Here is a 16,005-nt window from a genome sequence, read left to right on the forward strand (position 1 = left end):
GCCGCTCTCACCGCATAGAATGTTGTCTTGCCAGTGACGAAGCCTCGTCCGGCCACTTTTAGATAGGAATGTCTCAATGAGCCTTGCGGATCAAGTTCTCGCCGTTAACGACGATCTTCCCATTCGTACCCACCAACCTGTTCATAGCGGTAAAGTCCGCTCTGTCTACTGGCTGACAGAAGAAGACAGCAAACGTCTTATTCAGGAAAAAGGCTATGACGTCGCCCCTGATGCGCCACTGGCCATCATGGTGATCAGTGACCGTATCTCCGCATTCGATTGTATCTGGCATGCCAAAGGCGGCCTGAAAGGTGTCCCTGGCAAAGGCGCTGCACTGAATGCCATTTCCAACCATTGGTTCCGCCTTTTCAAGGAAAATGGACTGGCAGACAGCCATATTCTTGATATTCCCCACCCGTTCGTTTGGATTGTTCAAAAAGCCAAACCCGTCATGATTGAAGCGATTTGCCGCAAATACATCACAGGTTCCATGTGGCGTGCCTACGCAAAAGGCGAGCGTGAATTCTGCGGCATTGAATTGCCTGAGGGACTGGAAAAAGACAAAGCCTTGCCAGAACTTCTGATCACGCCATCAACCAAAGGTATCCTGAGCGGCATTCCAGGTGTGCCTGAAGCGGATGACGTCAACATCACCCGCAAGAACATCGAAGACAACTTCGCTGCATTTAACTTCTCATCTGCCGATGACATTGCGCGATATGAAACCCTGCTCAAAGAAGGTTTTGGTGTGATCAGCAATGCACTGGAAGCGATTGACCAAACTTTTGTAGACACCAAATTTGAGTTTGGTTATGTCACTGATGCGGCCAGCAAAGAAAAGCTCATCTATATGGATGAAGTCGGTACACCGGACTCTTCACGTATTTGGGATACCAAGGAATACAAGGCTGGCAATATCGTGGAAAACTCCAAAGAAGGCTTCCGCCAATTCTTGCTGAACTACTTCCCTGACCCAGACATTCTGCTCAACAAAGAACGTATGCCAGAGCGTGAAGCTTTAGCTCGCGATAACGATCTGCCCGTTGAAGCGCTGATGGACATTTCACGCACCTACATTGGTATTGCAGAAAAAATTACGGGCGCACCTATCCACCTGAGTGACAACCCGAAACAGGAAATTATTGATATCCTGAAGGAAGAGTACTGTTTGATCGACTGATTCCTAACAAAACGATAGACAAAAAAAGAGGACGCCTTGGCGTCCTCTTTCTCATTCTGTACAGGCTTATTGGTTGTTCAAACGCTCTACAGCTGCAGTGAATGCCGGCGCGATACCAGCCAACACATCTTCACCTACAGGCTTGCCTGAACTGTCCGTCACGTTAATCGACGTACGGTTACCTAAATCACCCAATAGGATGTTGTAGTTCTTCTTGCTAAGTTGCAGTGGCAACACACCAATTTCTTCCCAGAACTCGTCGTCCGGAGACTTGTATTCCACACTCAGCGTACCTTGTGAACGGTTTCGGTCTTCGATAGTGAAGCCAAGCTCACTCAGCATGTTAGGAAAACGTTCCCAGAACACTTCGTAAGGCGCACGGGCAATAATGACCGGCGAACCGCCACGGTCTTTGCCCAGACTGATTGGAATGTTCTTCACCAACTCCAATGCACGTAGGCGTGCTTCTTCACGCAGGTCGGCATCGTAACGGGCAGTGATCATGTTGGTCATCTGGGCGTTGTAACGGTCACGTGATGCCTGAGTCAGGTTATCTGGTGAACCGTTGCGTTTCCATTCCACCATTTCGATGTGGAAACCTTGGCGGCCACGATCTTGAGCAGGCGTCACTACGTAACGGCTCTCGATAACTTCTTCATCTTCATCAATCGTCCACACTAACCAGTCAGTCTCAATGCCATCCGGTGAGGAGGTTCGAACCGGGATCTGGGAGTTAGCGACCATGTCTTCGATGGTTGACCAAAGACGCTGGGCTTGATCTTCACGAGGCATCCAAACGGTGACGCCTTGTCTGTTGCGCTCATAGCGCGCGCCCGGGATCAATTCGAGAATTTGCTGAGGGGGGCGGATATCAATATCACGACCTACCGGGCCTTGGAAATCATTGGCTGGAATGCGATAAGCACCGGAAAACTCAGGCTGCTGATCGGGAAGGTTTTTCCAATCTGACAGCGGTGGTGTTTCAAGGTATTTAAAATCATCCGACGCCTGACGGCGCGAATCAGCGCTTGAGCAGGCCGCCAGCATGGCGACCATCACAGCACTCAAGCCGAACTTAAAAACAGGTTTCATTAAAACTCCAAAGAAGCGTTAGAGCACGCCTGCATCTACAAGAGCCTGCTTCACTTTAGGCTGCAGTTTTGCATCCAAAGTGGTCAGCGGCAGACGCAGTGTTCCGTCCGCAATCAAGCCCATTTCATGCAATGCCCACTTCACTGGAATTGGGTTCGCTTCGACGAAAAGATCAGTGTGCAGAGGCATTATCTTATCATTGATTGAACGGGCTTCGTCCATTTCTCCTGCCAGCGCCAGTTTGATCATTTTTGCCATTTGCGCAGCAGCAATGTTGTTGGTTACTGAAATCACGCCATGGCCACCAGCGGCAACAAAATCCAGGCCAGTGAGATCATCACCACTCAGTAAGATAAAATCTTCGCCACAAAGTTCACGGTGAATACGAACACGGTCCAAATCACCAGTCGCATCTTTGATGCCAATAATGTTTTCAAACTCAGAAAGACGTGCGACAGTCTCAGGCAACATGTCAGCGACAGTGCGACCTGGTACGTTGTACAGAATCTGTGGAAGTTCGCTCGACTCAGAGATAGCTTTAAAATGCTGGTACAGACCTTCCTGAGAAGGTTTGTTGTAGTAAGGCACTACGCTCAGGCAGCCTGCGATACCAGAACCCGCAAACATTTTGCTGAAGGTAATCGCTTCGTGGGTTGCATTCGCACCAGTACCTGCGATGACGGGAATGCGTCCATCGGCGAATTCGAGTGTCTTCAGAACAATCTTGATATGCTCTTCTACGGTAACAGTGGCTGATTCACCTGTCGTCCCGACAGAGACGATGGCGTCAGTGCCTGCATCAACATGAAAATCAACGAGATTTTTCAAACTGGCGTAATCGACTTCACCAGAGCTATCCATAGGCGTGACAAGTGCCACGATACTTCCTGAAAACATTTCCATCTCCAAAAACGCGTTTTGACCCATGGTACTTTTGGCGACAGGCAAAAACAAGCACGCAGAGGTGCCTTATACCCTGTGTTTGCGCGGTTGATCACCGAGAAAATGAACGATATTGTGCGCTTGGACGTATTGCCACTCGCGACAATGATTTACGCACGTATTCTAACGAGACGCATGCTCACTCGTTGCGACATGAAAATTAAGAAGGAAGAAACATGCAAACGCTCGAAGCCGGTGCAGTAGCACCAGAATTCTCGCTGCAAGACCAAAACGGAAACACTGTCTCTTTGAGTCAGTTCAAAGGCAAAAACAAGGTGCTGGTTTACTTCTACCCGAAGGCGATGACACCGGGTTGCACAACTCAAGCCTGCTCACTGCGTGACAGTAAAGCAGAACTGGATGCTCTGAACACCGTCGTTCTTGGCCTCAGCCCAGATCCAGTGAAAAAGCTGAAAGGCTTTGAAGAAAAGAAAGAGCTGAACTTCACCTTGCTGAGTGATGAAGACCACGCTGTTGCCGACGCTTTCGGCGTTTGGGGCCTGAAAAAGTTCATGGGCAAAGAGTATGACGGCATTCACCGTCTGAGCTTCTTGGTGGATGAGAATGGTGTTATCGAACATGTGTTCAACAAGTTCAAAACCAAAGACCACCACGACGTGGTGATCAACTACCTGAAAGGCGAATAAGCCCTACAGGAACGAAAAAGGCCGTCAATGACGGCCTTTGTTGTTTTTGCGACTAACGCAACTATGGTCGCTATTTTTCTGGAAACGGAATGGCCAGTGCTTCCGGGTAACCTCTCAGCACTGTCAACGTTTTCGCTTTCTCTACTACCTGTGCTTCAGTCAATGACTCGGTCAGTGACAGTGTTGGAATATTCCACCCAGCAGGCAATTTCACACCGTGAAGCGCTTCTAACTGCTCAAGGATACGCTCAGCTGCTTGCAGTGCGGATGAGGCTTTCACCAACTCGACACGTGCGTAGCGCTCACCTTCAAAGGACGCGTCAGCCGCACGCAAACTCGGGTCGTCTCCCGGAATTTGCTGAGCGCCACAAAGCGGCTTTCCACCCACTTCGGCTTGCTCGAATGCAGGTAGCCAATTGGCGAAATGGGAAATGGCACGGGAAGTACGCTCACGGATTTCAGGCCATTCCCAGCCACCATCAGCTTTCACCACCATGCTTTCGGGCAGCGGCGGATAAGCGGTTTCTGCATCACTTTTCACCAAACCACCTTCAAACAAGGTGATCTCCTGCGTCATGCCATGAAGCTGGATGAAACCTTGTGGGTACGGAGTGAGTTGCGCCATGCCCTGCGGTGTACCGCGCTCTCCATGAATAATCACTTCTGGCCATTGGCCGGGTTTTGATGGCCAGTGGGCGACGTAGGCGGCTTTGTACTCGACCCAACGCTTTCTTGGCGAGGAGACCATATCGTCCAGCTTGCCTGTGCGAAATCCGGCAGCATTGATGAGGTAATCAACACGTTGCGATACCACTTCACCATCCACGTTCTGCGCGTGAATAGTCCAGCCTTCATGCTCTTTGACCAGATCAATGACCTTATGGCCAAGTTTCATCTCGCAATGAGATGACTCTTCTAGCCCCAGGGCAGCAGTAGCGGCCAAACGGAAAACACTCAGTCCATATTCCTGAACCACAACTATCGGGTATTTGAAATTGTCATGCGGCAAGTGGTGCGCCACAGGAATCATCCATTCTTGTGGTGTTTTAGGTGATTCAGGCAGTGGTAACTGAGCCAATGCGGCCATATCTTCGCGGGAAAACAGCGTGTAGTAATCGTCAGGGGGCCCCAAAACGGCATTATTCTGGTCTTGATCAACCAACGCTTTGTAATGCGCGGTTAGTACGTCGAGACGATTCAAAATCGCCTCAGGTTCGCCCGGGTCTGATGTCGGGATAGCAATAACCGTCGGACGCCGGTTAACAGAGTGCGGATAGGCTCGAACGGTAGCAATAGATTGCTCCAAAAGTGTCACACACTGCTGTTCAGAAATCTCGCGGTACAGGTTTCCCCCTGCGTGCAGGTGACAAATCGGTGGCCCACTGACGAGGCTTTCCCCTGCTTCAAACAGCACGGTATTGATGCCCAAACCCGACAGCTTCAACGCTGCAGTCGAACCGGCAACACCACCACCCACGATGCCAACAGTAAACGGTTTGTTTAACGTCAACGCACTACCCTCAACACACAATTCGGTCTTTTCTTTCATTCTAATCGCAGCCAGCCCTTGAGCCTGGCAAAAATAAAGAGAGACCCAAATTCAGGTCCCTACTTTTTGATTACTCACTTTATCACGGTGAAGATCATTTTAGTTGTTAGTTTCTGCTATTGCTTCTTCCGGTTCATTGGAAGGCAGCGCGTTCCATACCGCTTTCACCAGAGTTGCCAGTGGGATAGCAAAGAAAACGCCCCAGAACCCCCAAAGTCCTCCAAACACCAGCACGGCAACGATAATCGCCACAGGGTGGAGATTCACTGCTTCGGAGAATAAAACCGGCACCAACACATTACCGTCAAGTGCCTGAATAATACCGTATGCCAGCATCAGGTAACCCAGCTCTGGGCTAATGCCCCACTGGAACAGTGCGACCATAAAGATGGGCAAAGTGACCGCTGCCGCGCCAATGTAAGGAATGAGAACAGACAAGCCCGTAGCTACACTCAGCAGCGCTGCGTAGCGGAGGTCCAGAATCGCGAAGGTGATGTAACTGGTAATACCCACGATAATAATTTCCGTCACTTTGCCACGGATGTAGTTAGAGATTTGTTCGTTCATCTCCATCCCTACTTTGTTGGTCAAGCGGCGGTTTCTCGGCAGTAACGAGGTAAACGAACGCATCATTTCCTCTTTGTCTTTAAGCAGGAAGAAAACCAGCAATGGCACCAAAATGAGGTAAACCGCCAAAGCTGCGAGGCTCACGAGCGAAGACAATGAGCTTTTCACTACGCTTTCACCCATACCCAGCACACGGCTTTGCAATGTGTCGATAAAGGTATTCACCATATGCGGTTGAATAAGTTCAGGATACTCATCAGGAAGATGGGAAACATAGCTTTGGAAATCGTTGAACATTTTCGGAATGTCAGCGATGAGGTTGATGATCTGGTTCCAGATCGTTGGCATCAACCCAAAAAAAGCGAGGATCATAAAACCCACAAAAAGCAAGAGGACCAGGATCACCGACAAGGTGCGGTTCAGTCCTAATTTCACCATTTTGGCAACAGGCCATTCCAACAGATAGGCCAATACGATAGCAACAAGAAGTGGGGCAATCAGGTTGCCGAAAAAGTAGATGACCACAAAGCCCATGATGAGCAGTGCAATCAAGCTTACTGCGTGCGGATCTGAGAACCGTCGTTGATACCAACGGTTAAGCATTTCTAGCATGTAGTTTCCTGTTTATAGTTTGGTGACGTTAATCACCGTCGCTCCCTGAACAGGCTGGCACTCAAATTCAAAACCACTCTTCTCCAAGTAGCGGGGAATATCCTTCAAGGCGCCACTGTCCGTAATGTATAGCGCTATTTGCTGTCCTTGCTTCAGTGATGCACAGGCTCTTTTCGCCAAAAGCAGCGCCATAGGGCAACGCTGCTCACGCAAATCAAGGGATTGAATTTCCATTCTTTCTCGCTGACCGCTATTATCGTCGGCATTGTATACTCAAACAACGCGGATAAGTAGTTTGGGTATTCTGACAACCTCGCCGCGAAAGCCAGAACCTCTCGCTCGCCTCGTTGTCTATCTATATCAACACCCCAAAGATTTCGCGTGCTGGAGGCACCAACGTCAGTCATGCAGCTTTTCAAAAAAGCCACAACGAGCCTTCTTATTGCATCACTTGCCCTCACATCACCAGTGATGGCGACGTCGTATAACGATCTCCCCGAAATCGGCACTGCCGCAGCGGGCACCTTGACTGTTCAGAAAGAAATTGAATACGGCGACGCTTACATGCGTATGCTTCGTGGCAGCCAGCCTATCGTGAATGACCCGGTTTTGTCCGAATACATTTCCGCATTAGGGGCATCTCTGGTTGCCAATGCTAATGATGTTAAAACACCTTTTGAGTTTTTTCTGATACGGAATCGTGACATTAATGCTTTCGCCTTCTTTGGTGGTCACGTTGCCTTACATACAGGTCTGTTTCTCCATGCACAGAGCGAAAGTGAACTCGCCTCTGTGGTCGCGCACGAAATCGCCCACTTAACACAGCGCCATCTGGCCCGTGCCATGGAAGAGCAAGCAAGACAAACACCGCTAACCATGGCGGCACTGGTTGGTTCATTGATGCTGGCGATTGCAGCGCCCCAAGCAGGCATTGCTGCGGCTCAAGCCACCACAGCAGCTTCTATTCAGAGCCAAATCAACTACACCCGAAGCAACGAGAAAGAAGCCGACCGTATTGGTCTGGAGACCCTTTCGCGCTCAGGGTTTGATGTAAACGCCATGCCAGTTTTCTTCACCCGCATGGCGGACCAATATCGCTTTGCTTCGAAACCGCCACAGTTCTTGTTGACTCACCCGTTGCCAGACTCGCGTATCACCGACTCTCGCTCCCGTGCGCAGCAATATCCGCAACGTACTGTTCCATTATCACCGGAATACCATCTTGCCCGTGCCCGCGTGATCGCGCGTTTTGCCGGTATCGACAGTGCTGCCGCCATCGACTGGTTCGATCGCCAACTTAAAAAAGCCTCCCCTGCCCGCGCTCAATCGCTGAACTATGGTAAAGCGCTGGTATATATCGACAGCAGGCAGTTTGATAAAGCCGGAAAGCTTTTAGCACCATTGTACAAGGCGCAGCCAAATAACCGCTTCTATTTAGATGCGATGACAGATTTAGATGTCGCACAGAAACACTATGATGCAGCCCTGAAACGTCTTGAAAAAGCGCTCGCTACCCAACCAAACAATGCCGTATTGCTTTTGAACCGTGATTACGTGTTGGTAAAAGCAGGGCGTTATGAAGAGGCGATTAAAGGTTTAGTGAAAGTGACACACCGTTTCCCAACCAATACCAACGGTTGGTCGTTGCTTCAGGAAGCTTACGACAGTGAAGGTGTCCGCCATGGCGCGCTTGCCGCACAAGCAGAGCTTTATGCCCTTCAAGGACGTTGGCACAAAGCCATTAGCAATTACACACAAGCCAGTCAGCTTGTGGAGCTTGGCAGCCTTGATCAGGCTCGCTACGATGCACGTATAGATCAGCTCAGGGTGCAGGAAGCGCGTTTCGCTGAGTTGCAACGCTAAGTCATCGCCCGAACAACAAACTAAAACGAGAAAGGAACTGTCATGTCAGTCACTATTTACCACAACTCCCGTTGCTCAAAGAGCCGCCAAACTCTGGCGCTGCTGGAAGAAAAAGGCATTCAGCCAGACGTTGTGGCTTATCTGGAAACACCGCCATCTGCAGACACCATAAAAAACCTGCTGGAGCAATTGGGCTTCGACTCCCCACGACAAATGATGCGCACCAAAGAAGCCATCTATAAAGAGCTTCAGCTGGCTGATGCGACAGACGAGCAACTGATTCAAGCTATGGTTGAAAATCCAAAACTGATTGAACGCCCAATTGTTGTCGCAAATGGTAAAGCAGCGATGGGTCGACCACCAGAAAACGTATTGACCATTCTGTAATGACTGAGGTTCTGGTTCTCTATTACAGCCGACATGGCGGGACAAGAAGCATTGCCCGCCTGATTGCCCGTGGCATAGAAGCATCAGGCGCGGTGGCAAGATTACGCACCGTCCCCGACATTGCCTCCGTTGGCGAAACACCATCTGCTGAGATCCCGGAAGATCCGTACGTGTCGATAGAGGACTTGAAAGCTTGTGATGGTTTGGCGCTCGGAAGCCCAGTTCGCTTTGGCAACATGGCCGCACCGCTTAAACACTTTATCGACAGCACGGCCAAAGAGTGGCTAGCGGGCACCCTGATCGGAAAGCCAGCCATGGTATTTACCTCAGGTTCCATGCTGCATGGCGGTCAGGAAACCACACTGAACACTATGATGCTGCCACTGCTTCACCACGGTATGGTGATTGTCGGACTGCCTCACTCAGAGCCCGCCCTGCACACAACACAAGGTGGCGGTTCCCCCTACGGGCCTTCACACATAACAGGCGAAGGTCGGCGCCAGCCTGATGCTGAAGAGAAAAGCCTCGCCATTGCTGGTGGTAAGCGTCTGGCTGAGATAGCCGCGCGCCTCAAAGATTGATAAAAGGAGTTATCCCGTTGTTTTCTTCCAGTTCAACACTGAGGCCTCTGGCTCTCGGCGCATATTTGGCACTGATTGGTTGGGTCGCTTTGTGGCATGGTGTGATTTCACCGCACCCACATGTGAACCCAATCGGCGTAGCTATCGCTTGGATACTCCCACTGCTCTTGCCACTTATTGGCATTATGAAAGGCAAAGCTTATACCCACGCCTGGGCGAACTTCATTTTGATGTTTTACTTCCTGCATGCGCTGACCATTCTGTGGGTCGATGTAGGTGAACGCTGGCTGGCTGCTTTAGAACTGGTGCTGACTTCGTTTTCTTTTGTCTGCAACGTGTATTACGCCAAGCGCAAAGGACAGGAAGAAGGGCTGGGACTGAAGAAGCTGTCCCAAGTCGAGAAAGAAGAAAAAGCGCGTTTCGAGCAATAAGCCTCAAATCGCAAGTGATAAAAAAGCAGGTTTCTCAACCTGCTTTTTTTTAATTCCAGCGTATGAAACTTAGCTGTTGCTTAGCCAATCCACTCATACTGAATCGCCGCTTCTACTGGCTCTGGAATGGGTGTTGGCTCCACAGGCACTATCACACCATCGACACTTTCAGTCACAACAGGAGCTTCTTCCACCAGAGGTTGAGACACTACTTCCACACGGCGCAGACGACGGTCTACCATCATCTCATTGTGAAAGATATCTTCAGACGCTAGCAGGCTGATACGGAAAGTCGCAGTACCATCAACAATCGACTCCAATCGCAACGAAGCCACTGAGTTTAAGCCTTTCAATGTACGTTCGATAACAAAGAAATCTTCTGCATCATCAAGCCCTGACACTTCCAACGCTTTCGCACCGCTGTCAGCAACACCAAGATTCACAGCAAGGCGACCTGCATAGAAATCAGCCATCTCATCAATCATGGTGGCGAATGCTTGATCTGGCGAACCGGAAGCGCGACCTTCAACAGGTGCATCCTGACCGATACTTGCTGCATTTGGGAAAAGTTGCCAGCTAATGCGGTTATTGTACACTTTGACAACGGCAACACCTGCCGGGTTGTATCTCGCACTTGCCTGAGCGATAGGTCCTGCGAATCCCCCCCAAAGATCAGGAATAGACACAGCAACCACATCGTCAAAGTCACCTACAGGCATCAAAACAGGTAAACCGCGGCGCTCGCCTTCCGCTTTCAGCTCATTGATGAGTGGAGATGCAGATTGTTCCCACACCACATTGCGCTGAGAAGCATTATCTTCCACCAGCCAGAACAGGACTTCCGGACGCGGAGTGCCCCAGTAAGTCGCTTGAGCTTGCGTTAACAGTGTGCGGATCTTCCGGTCATCAAAACCAAGAACCAAAGAACGTTGACCTTCGACATTGCCATAGCCGAGCTGGGTAATGTATTGGTTCACCGTTGGGAGTGCTTTTTGAATAACGGGATTGTTACCCACCTCAGACTGGCCAGACGCGCGGATCAATACATCAACAAATGCTGTTTCTTTCGCAGCTTGTTCCGTTGCTGCATCGCTGTCATCCAACACCACTTCAGCACTGAACAGTGAAGCGGCCATTGCACTGGTTTGCCCCAGTACGAGTGCCAAAACGAAAATGAAGGTTCGTAACATATATTTGCCAGATAACTCGATTTTTAAACGTTGATCATAAAGTGAAGCCCTACTGTCAGCAATGGCTAAACACCGAAATTGAGCGTTATACCAGTTGCGTACCCTTCAATACTCAAGCTTCCTGCTATTTCATTGACAATTTTTCCGACAGAAAGTTTGTCTATCAGTGTGAAGTATACTGACAGTATGCAATAGCTCACTTAATTACCCCTATAAATCATGATAATATCCCGCGATTTTTTAAACTTCAGGAAGGTGCGTCATGATGCAAGTGTTACAAGGGGCACAAATGCTATTTGTTGCCTTTGGCGCGTTGGTGCTGGTTCCACTCCTTACGGGACTTGACCCTAACGTCGCTCTTTTCGGTGCCGGTATTGGTACCCTTCTCTTCCAAATCATCACCAAACGTTCTGTCCCCATTTTCCTCGCTTCCTCTTTTGCCTTTATTGCCCCCATCTTGTTCGGTGTTCAGACCTGGGGTATCCCAGCAACCATGGGTGGTCTAATGGCAGCAGGCCTGGTGTACGTGTGCATGGGCGGGTTTATCAAAGTGCGTGGTGTTGGTTTCATCCACAAGCTACTTCCACCAGTAGTGGTTGGCCCGGTGATCATGGTGATCGGTTTGGGTCTGGCACCTGCAGCCGTCAACATGGCGGTAGGTAAATCCGGCGACGGTGCCATTCAGCTGGTTGATGGCTCAGTAGCACTTTGGATTTCAGCGGTTTCGCTCATCACGACTATCGCTGTGTCAGTGTTCGCTAAAGGCTTTTTTAAGCTGGTACCCATTCTGGCAGGTATCGTGTCAGGCTATGTGGTTGCGCTTTTCTTTGGCGTGGTTGATTTTTCTCCGGTTCAAAATGCAGCGTGGCTGGCGATGCCAAACTTCACTGCACCGGAATTCAACATCAACGCGATTCTGTTCATGATTCCAGTAGCCATTGCCCCTGCCGTTGAACACGTTGGCGACATGCTGGCGATTTCAAATGTGACCAACAAAGACTACCTGAAAAAGCCGGGACTTCACCGCACCATGGCGGGCGATGGTGTTGCGACCATGGCCGCTTCGATGTTTGGTGCGCCACCGAACACTACTTACAGTGAAGTCACAGGCGCCGTGATGCTGACCCGCGCTTTCAACCCCGCCATCATGACCTGGGGTGCCATCACGGCGATTGTGCTGGCCTTCGTTGGCAAGTTGGGTGCGATTTTGCAGACCATTCCCGTTCCTGTGATGGGCGGCATCATGATTTTGCTGTTTGGCTCTATCGCAACCGTCGGTCTGAACACCCTGATCAAAAATCAGGTCGATCTACACAAAGCACGTAACCTGGCTATTGTTGCAGTGACACTGGTCTTCGGTATCGGCGGTATGGCCTTTGGTATTGGCGAATTCAGCCTGCAGGGTATTAGCCTTTGCGGCATTGTTGCGATTTTGCTGAACCTCATCCTGCCGCATGACATGGGTGAAGCCCACGTAGTCGACAACGCGCAGATGGAAGATTAATTCTCCACACCAAACGAAAAGAGGCTTCCAAATGGAAGCCTCTTTCATATCTCGATTTCGTGCTATTTACTTAGTACCGAAAATCTTATCGCCTGCATCGCCCAGACCTGGCACGATGTAGCCTTTGTCATTCAGTTTCTGGTCGATTGCTGCAGTGTAAAGCTCTACATCCGGGTGTGCTTTTTCCAGCGCTTCAATACCTTCCGGTGCCGCTACCAGAACAAGCACTTTGATGTTGTCACAACCGTGCTCTTTCAGTAGATCGATGGTTGCGATCATAGAACCACCGGTTGCCAGCATTGGGTCAACCACCAGCGCCATACGCTCGTTGATATTGCTCGCAAGCTTGTGGAAATAAGGAACCGGTTCCAGCGTTTCTTCATCACGGTAAATACCGACCACACTGATACGCGCGCTTGGAATGTGCTCCAAAACGCCATCCATCATGCCCAGACCTGCACGAAGAATTGGCACAACCGTCACTTTCTTGCCCTTGATGCGGTCGATTTCAACTGGGCCATTCCAGCCTTCAATGGTCACTTTTTCAGTTTCGAAATCTGAAGTCGCTTCATAGGTCAGCAGGCTGCCTACTTCTGTCGCCAACTCACGAAAACGCTTGGTGCTGATGTCACCCTCACGCATCAGACCGATTTTGTGTTTTACCAGCGGGTGCTTAACTTCGACGACTTTCATGACAGACTCCTGCAAAAAACAAATTCCACGAATTATACACAAGAAAATTCGGTGTAATAGTTACATACAACTGGTTGCGCTTTTTTAAGCCAAATTCGCTGCATTGAACCTGACGCAAACGTTTTCCTTTTTGAAATACCGCTGTTAAAATGGCGCCGCTTTTTAGTCCATAACTCGGTAAGGATCCCCAGTGAGCGATAATAAGTCTTCTCTAAGCTACAAAGATGCAGGTGTAGATATCGATGCAGGTAACGCCCTGGTCGACAGAATTAAAGGCGTTGTTAAGCGCACTCGTCGTCCTGAAGTCATGGGTGGCATCGGTGGTTTCGGTGCACTTTGTGAACTGCCTACAAAATACAAACAGCCAGTCCTGGTTTCAGGTACTGACGGTGTAGGTACCAAACTTCGCCTGGCGATGGATCTGAAAAAACACGACACCATTGGTATCGACCTGGTAGCAATGTGTGTCAATGACCTGATTGTTCAGGGTGCTGAGCCATTGTTCTTCCTTGATTACTACGCAACAGGCAAGCTGGACGTTGATACAGCTGCTGACGTGGTAACCGGTATTGGCGAAGGCTGTTTGCAAGCTGGCTGTGCCCTTATCGGTGGTGAAACCGCTGAAATGCCGGGTATGTACCATGGCGAAGACTACGACGTGGCTGGCTTCTGCGTTGGTGTCGTTGAGAAAGAAGAAGTGATCGACGGCTCTAAAGTCGCTCAAGGTGATGCGATCATTGCTGTCGCTTCATCAGGCCCTCACTCTAACGGCTACAGCCTTGTTCGCAAGATCATCGAGGTTTCAGGCGCAGACGTTAACGCGGAGCTTGAAGGCAAGACACTGGCTGACCACCTGCTGGAACCTACACGCATTTACGTGAAGCCAGCCCTTAAGATGCTGGAAAGCTGTGATGTTCACGCCATTTCGCACATCACAGGTGGCGGTTTCTGGGAAAACATCCCACGTGTGCTGCCTGAAGGCACCAAAGCCGTGATCGATGGAAACAGCTGGGAATGGCCTGTTATTTTCAACTGGCTGCAAGAAAACGGTAACGTGACCGAGCACGAAATGTACCGTACCTTCAACTGTGGCGTGGGTCTTGTGATTGCACTGCCTGCTGACCAAGCACAAAAAGCCATCGACATCCTGAATCAGGAAGGTGAAAGCGCATGGCTGCTAGGCACCATCGAGAACGCTGCGGCTGGCGAAGAACAGGTTGAGATCAAGGGGTAACCATGAAAAAGCTGGTTGTTCTGGTTTCTGGAAACGGCTCAAATCTTCAGGCGATCATTGATCGCTGCCATGGCAATAACGGCATTGAAGTTTCGGCTGTCATTGCAAACAAAGAAGACGCATACGGCCTCACCCGTGCTAAAGACGCCGGGATTGAAGCGGTTGTGGTAGCTAGTAAAGGGATTTCAGATCGAAGCCAATATGACAGCCAGCTGATGGCTACTATCGATGAATACTCGCCAGACCTCATTGTGTTGGCGGGTTTCATGCGTATCCTGACGCCAGAGTTTGTCCGTCACTATCAGGGCAAGATGCTGAACATTCACCCTTCCTTATTGCCGAAATACACTGGCCTCAATACCCACCAGCGTGCGATTGACGCAGGCGATGACGAGCACGGTACTTCAGTGCATTTTGTGACAGAAGAGCTCGACGGTGGCCCTGTCATTCTTCAGGCCAGAGTGCCGATTTTTGAAGATGACGATGCGGAAAGTGTATTCGAACGTGTTCAGGAGCAAGAACACCGTATCTATCCGTTAGTGGTGGAATGGTTCTGTCAGGGCAGACTCAACATGGCGGATGAAAAAGCCGTGATGGATGGCGAAGTGCTGGGACAATCCGGCTACGCAGCTGATTAACTCCGTTTTTTCGGACACAAAAAACGCGCCCTTACGGCGCGTTTTTTATCGTCTGAAGATGGCACTACGAATCGGATTCGCTAGCCGCCTCTTCTGCCTGTGCTGCAATATCAGCACGGTTGCAGGTAATCACTTCACCCAAATGGAACACACAATACTCACCCGGCTGCATCTTGTGCCAGGTTTCATTGTTGGTCAGTGGCTGAGTCGCTATCACTGTCACCACGTCATTCGGCGTCGTCTCTTCCTGAAAGTCGACCGTCACCTCTTCATCGATCAGGCTGGCTTTACCAAACGGCGCACGACGGGTTATCCAGTGAAGGTTATTGGAGCAATACGCCATCACATAGTCACCGTCACTGAACAGCATGTTAAACACGCCTAGTTCACGAAGTTTGTCACAACGGCTGGCGATAAAGCGGAACACTTCCGTCATATCGTCAGGCTTGTCGGGGTAATGCTTTTCAATTTCGTGCAGTAAATAGCAGAAGGCTTTTTCACTGTCCGTTTCTCCAACAGGCTTGAAGTGCCCTGTCGGCAAATCTTCGTACTCTGACAATTGCCCATTGTGAGCATAAGTCCAGTAACGTCCCCAAATTTCACGGGTAAACGGATGAGTATTCTCCAGATTGACTTCACCGCGGTTAGCCTGACGAATGTGGCTTATCACCGCGCAGCTTTTGATCGGATAACTCTGAACAAGCTCAGCAATTTTTGAGTCGCAGCTTGGGTTCGGGTCTTTAAAGGTCCTAAACCCTTTGCCTTCATAAAAGACAATGCCCCAGCCATCGCGGTGAGGGCCTGTATTTCCCCCACGCTGGATTAAGCCGGTAAAGCTAAAACAAATGTCCGTTGGTACATTGGCACTCATGCCAAGCAGTTCACACATTCCTTT

The 16,005-nt window shown here is 50.0% G+C and carries 17 protein-coding genes; 9 read left to right on the top strand and 8 right to left on the bottom strand.

Annotated elements, in window-relative coordinates; genetic code table 11:
* Positions 1 to 76: 76 nt before the first annotated feature.
* Positions 77 to 1,180, top strand: coding sequence for a phosphoribosylaminoimidazolesuccinocarboxamide synthase (locus D515_RS09165; RefSeq protein ID WP_002537950.1), 1,104 nt, complete (start codon positions 77 to 79; stop codon positions 1,178 to 1,180).
* 66 nt (positions 1,181 to 1,246) lie between these two features.
* Here the strand turns inward: D515_RS09165 and bamC are convergent, their stop codons facing one another.
* Complete coding sequence (gene bamC, locus D515_RS09170) at positions 1,247 to 2,272, bottom strand: outer membrane protein assembly factor BamC (RefSeq protein WP_002537951.1); 1,026 nt, start codon at positions 2,270 to 2,272, stop codon at positions 1,247 to 1,249.
* Positions 2,273 to 2,290: 18 nt separating this feature from the next.
* Complete coding sequence (dapA, locus tag D515_RS09175; RefSeq protein ID WP_039849846.1) at positions 2,291 to 3,169, bottom strand: 4-hydroxy-tetrahydrodipicolinate synthase; 879 nt, start codon at positions 3,167 to 3,169, stop codon at positions 2,291 to 2,293.
* 221 nt (positions 3,170 to 3,390) lie between these two features.
* Here dapA and bcp point away from each other — a divergent pair, with 221 nt between their 5' ends.
* On the top strand, positions 3,391 to 3,861 hold the full coding sequence (bcp, locus tag D515_RS09180) for a thioredoxin-dependent thiol peroxidase (protein ID WP_002537953.1): 471 nt from the start codon (positions 3,391 to 3,393) through the stop codon (positions 3,859 to 3,861).
* Positions 3,862 to 3,931: 70 nt separating this feature from the next.
* On the opposite strand, the gene D515_RS09185 is transcribed toward bcp, so the two are convergent.
* The 3 genes from D515_RS09185 to D515_RS09195 form a co-directional block, all read right to left on the bottom strand.
* Positions 3,932 to 5,410 carry an FAD-dependent oxidoreductase gene (locus D515_RS09185; RefSeq protein ID WP_002537954.1) on the bottom strand — a complete coding sequence of 493 codons (1,479 nt, stop codon included), beginning with the start codon at positions 5,408 to 5,410 and terminating at the stop codon, positions 3,932 to 3,934.
* A gap of 99 nt (positions 5,411 to 5,509) precedes the next feature.
* Positions 5,510 to 6,589 (bottom strand): AI-2E family transporter, encoded by a 1,080-nt coding sequence (locus tag D515_RS09190; RefSeq protein WP_002537955.1) that lies wholly within the window; start codon positions 6,587 to 6,589, stop codon positions 5,510 to 5,512.
* Between the two features lie 12 nt (positions 6,590 to 6,601).
* Positions 6,602 to 6,823 (bottom strand): sulfurtransferase TusA family protein, encoded by a 222-nt coding sequence (locus D515_RS09195; protein WP_002537956.1) that lies wholly within the window; start codon positions 6,821 to 6,823, stop codon positions 6,602 to 6,604.
* A gap of 171 nt (positions 6,824 to 6,994) precedes the next feature.
* Here D515_RS09195 and bepA point away from each other — a divergent pair, with 171 nt between their 5' ends.
* Genes bepA through D515_RS09215 form a run of 4 tightly spaced genes read left to right on the top strand, consistent with a single transcriptional unit; the run spans position 6,995 to position 9,851 of the window.
* Positions 6,995 to 8,452, top strand: a complete 1,458-nt coding sequence (gene bepA, locus D515_RS09200; RefSeq protein WP_039849834.1) for a beta-barrel assembly-enhancing protease — start codon at positions 6,995 to 6,997, stop codon at positions 8,450 to 8,452.
* Positions 8,453 to 8,494: 42 nt separating this feature from the next.
* Positions 8,495 to 8,839, top strand: coding sequence for an arsenate reductase (glutaredoxin) (arsC, locus tag D515_RS09205; RefSeq protein WP_002537960.1), 345 nt, complete (start codon positions 8,495 to 8,497; stop codon positions 8,837 to 8,839).
* The gene (gene wrbA / locus D515_RS09210; RefSeq protein WP_002537961.1) at positions 8,839 to 9,420 is read left to right on the top strand and encodes an NAD(P)H:quinone oxidoreductase; all 582 of its coding nucleotides are present in this window, start codon (positions 8,839 to 8,841) and stop codon (positions 9,418 to 9,420) included. The genes arsC and wrbA overlap by 1 nt, the downstream gene beginning before the upstream one ends.
* Positions 9,421 to 9,437: 17 nt before the next feature.
* The gene (locus D515_RS09215) at positions 9,438 to 9,851 is read left to right on the top strand and encodes a DUF2069 domain-containing protein (protein ID WP_002537963.1); all 414 of its coding nucleotides are present in this window, start codon (positions 9,438 to 9,440) and stop codon (positions 9,849 to 9,851) included.
* Positions 9,852 to 9,931: 80 nt separating this feature from the next.
* Here D515_RS09215 and D515_RS09220 read toward each other — a convergent pair whose 3' ends face one another.
* Positions 9,932 to 11,041, bottom strand: a complete 1,110-nt coding sequence (locus D515_RS09220) for a DUF2066 domain-containing protein (protein ID WP_002537964.1) — start codon at positions 11,039 to 11,041, stop codon at positions 9,932 to 9,934.
* 262 nt (positions 11,042 to 11,303) lie between these two features.
* On the opposite strand from D515_RS09220, the gene D515_RS09225 reads away from it, so the two are divergent.
* On the top strand, positions 11,304 to 12,545 hold the full coding sequence (locus D515_RS09225; protein ID WP_002537966.1) for a uracil-xanthine permease family protein: 1,242 nt from the start codon (positions 11,304 to 11,306) through the stop codon (positions 12,543 to 12,545).
* Positions 12,546 to 12,611: 66 nt separating this feature from the next.
* On the opposite strand, the gene upp is transcribed toward D515_RS09225, so the two are convergent.
* Positions 12,612 to 13,238 (bottom strand): uracil phosphoribosyltransferase, encoded by a 627-nt coding sequence (upp, locus tag D515_RS09230; RefSeq protein WP_002537967.1) that lies wholly within the window; start codon positions 13,236 to 13,238, stop codon positions 12,612 to 12,614.
* Between the two features lie 190 nt (positions 13,239 to 13,428).
* On the opposite strand from upp, the gene purM reads away from it, so the two are divergent.
* Both purM and purN read left to right on the top strand, forming a co-directional pair.
* A complete protein-coding gene (gene purM / locus D515_RS09235; protein ID WP_002537968.1) occupies positions 13,429 to 14,472 on the top strand; it encodes a phosphoribosylformylglycinamidine cyclo-ligase in 1,044 nt (347 codons plus the stop codon).
* 2 nt (positions 14,473 to 14,474) lie between these two features.
* Positions 14,475 to 15,110 carry a phosphoribosylglycinamide formyltransferase gene (gene purN, locus D515_RS09240; RefSeq protein WP_002537969.1) on the top strand — a complete coding sequence of 212 codons (636 nt, stop codon included), beginning with the start codon at positions 14,475 to 14,477 and terminating at the stop codon, positions 15,108 to 15,110.
* 64 nt (positions 15,111 to 15,174) lie between these two features.
* Here purN and D515_RS09245 read toward each other — a convergent pair whose 3' ends face one another.
* A complete protein-coding gene (locus tag D515_RS09245; RefSeq protein ID WP_002537971.1) occupies positions 15,175 to 15,999 on the bottom strand; it encodes a class II glutamine amidotransferase in 825 nt (274 codons plus the stop codon).
* Between the last annotated feature and the right edge of the window lie 6 nt (positions 16,000 to 16,005).

The sequence above is a fragment of the Grimontia indica genome, assembly GCF_000333895.2.
In the GTDB taxonomy this organism is placed as follows: Bacteria; Pseudomonadota; Gammaproteobacteria; order Enterobacterales; family Vibrionaceae; genus Enterovibrio; species Enterovibrio indicus.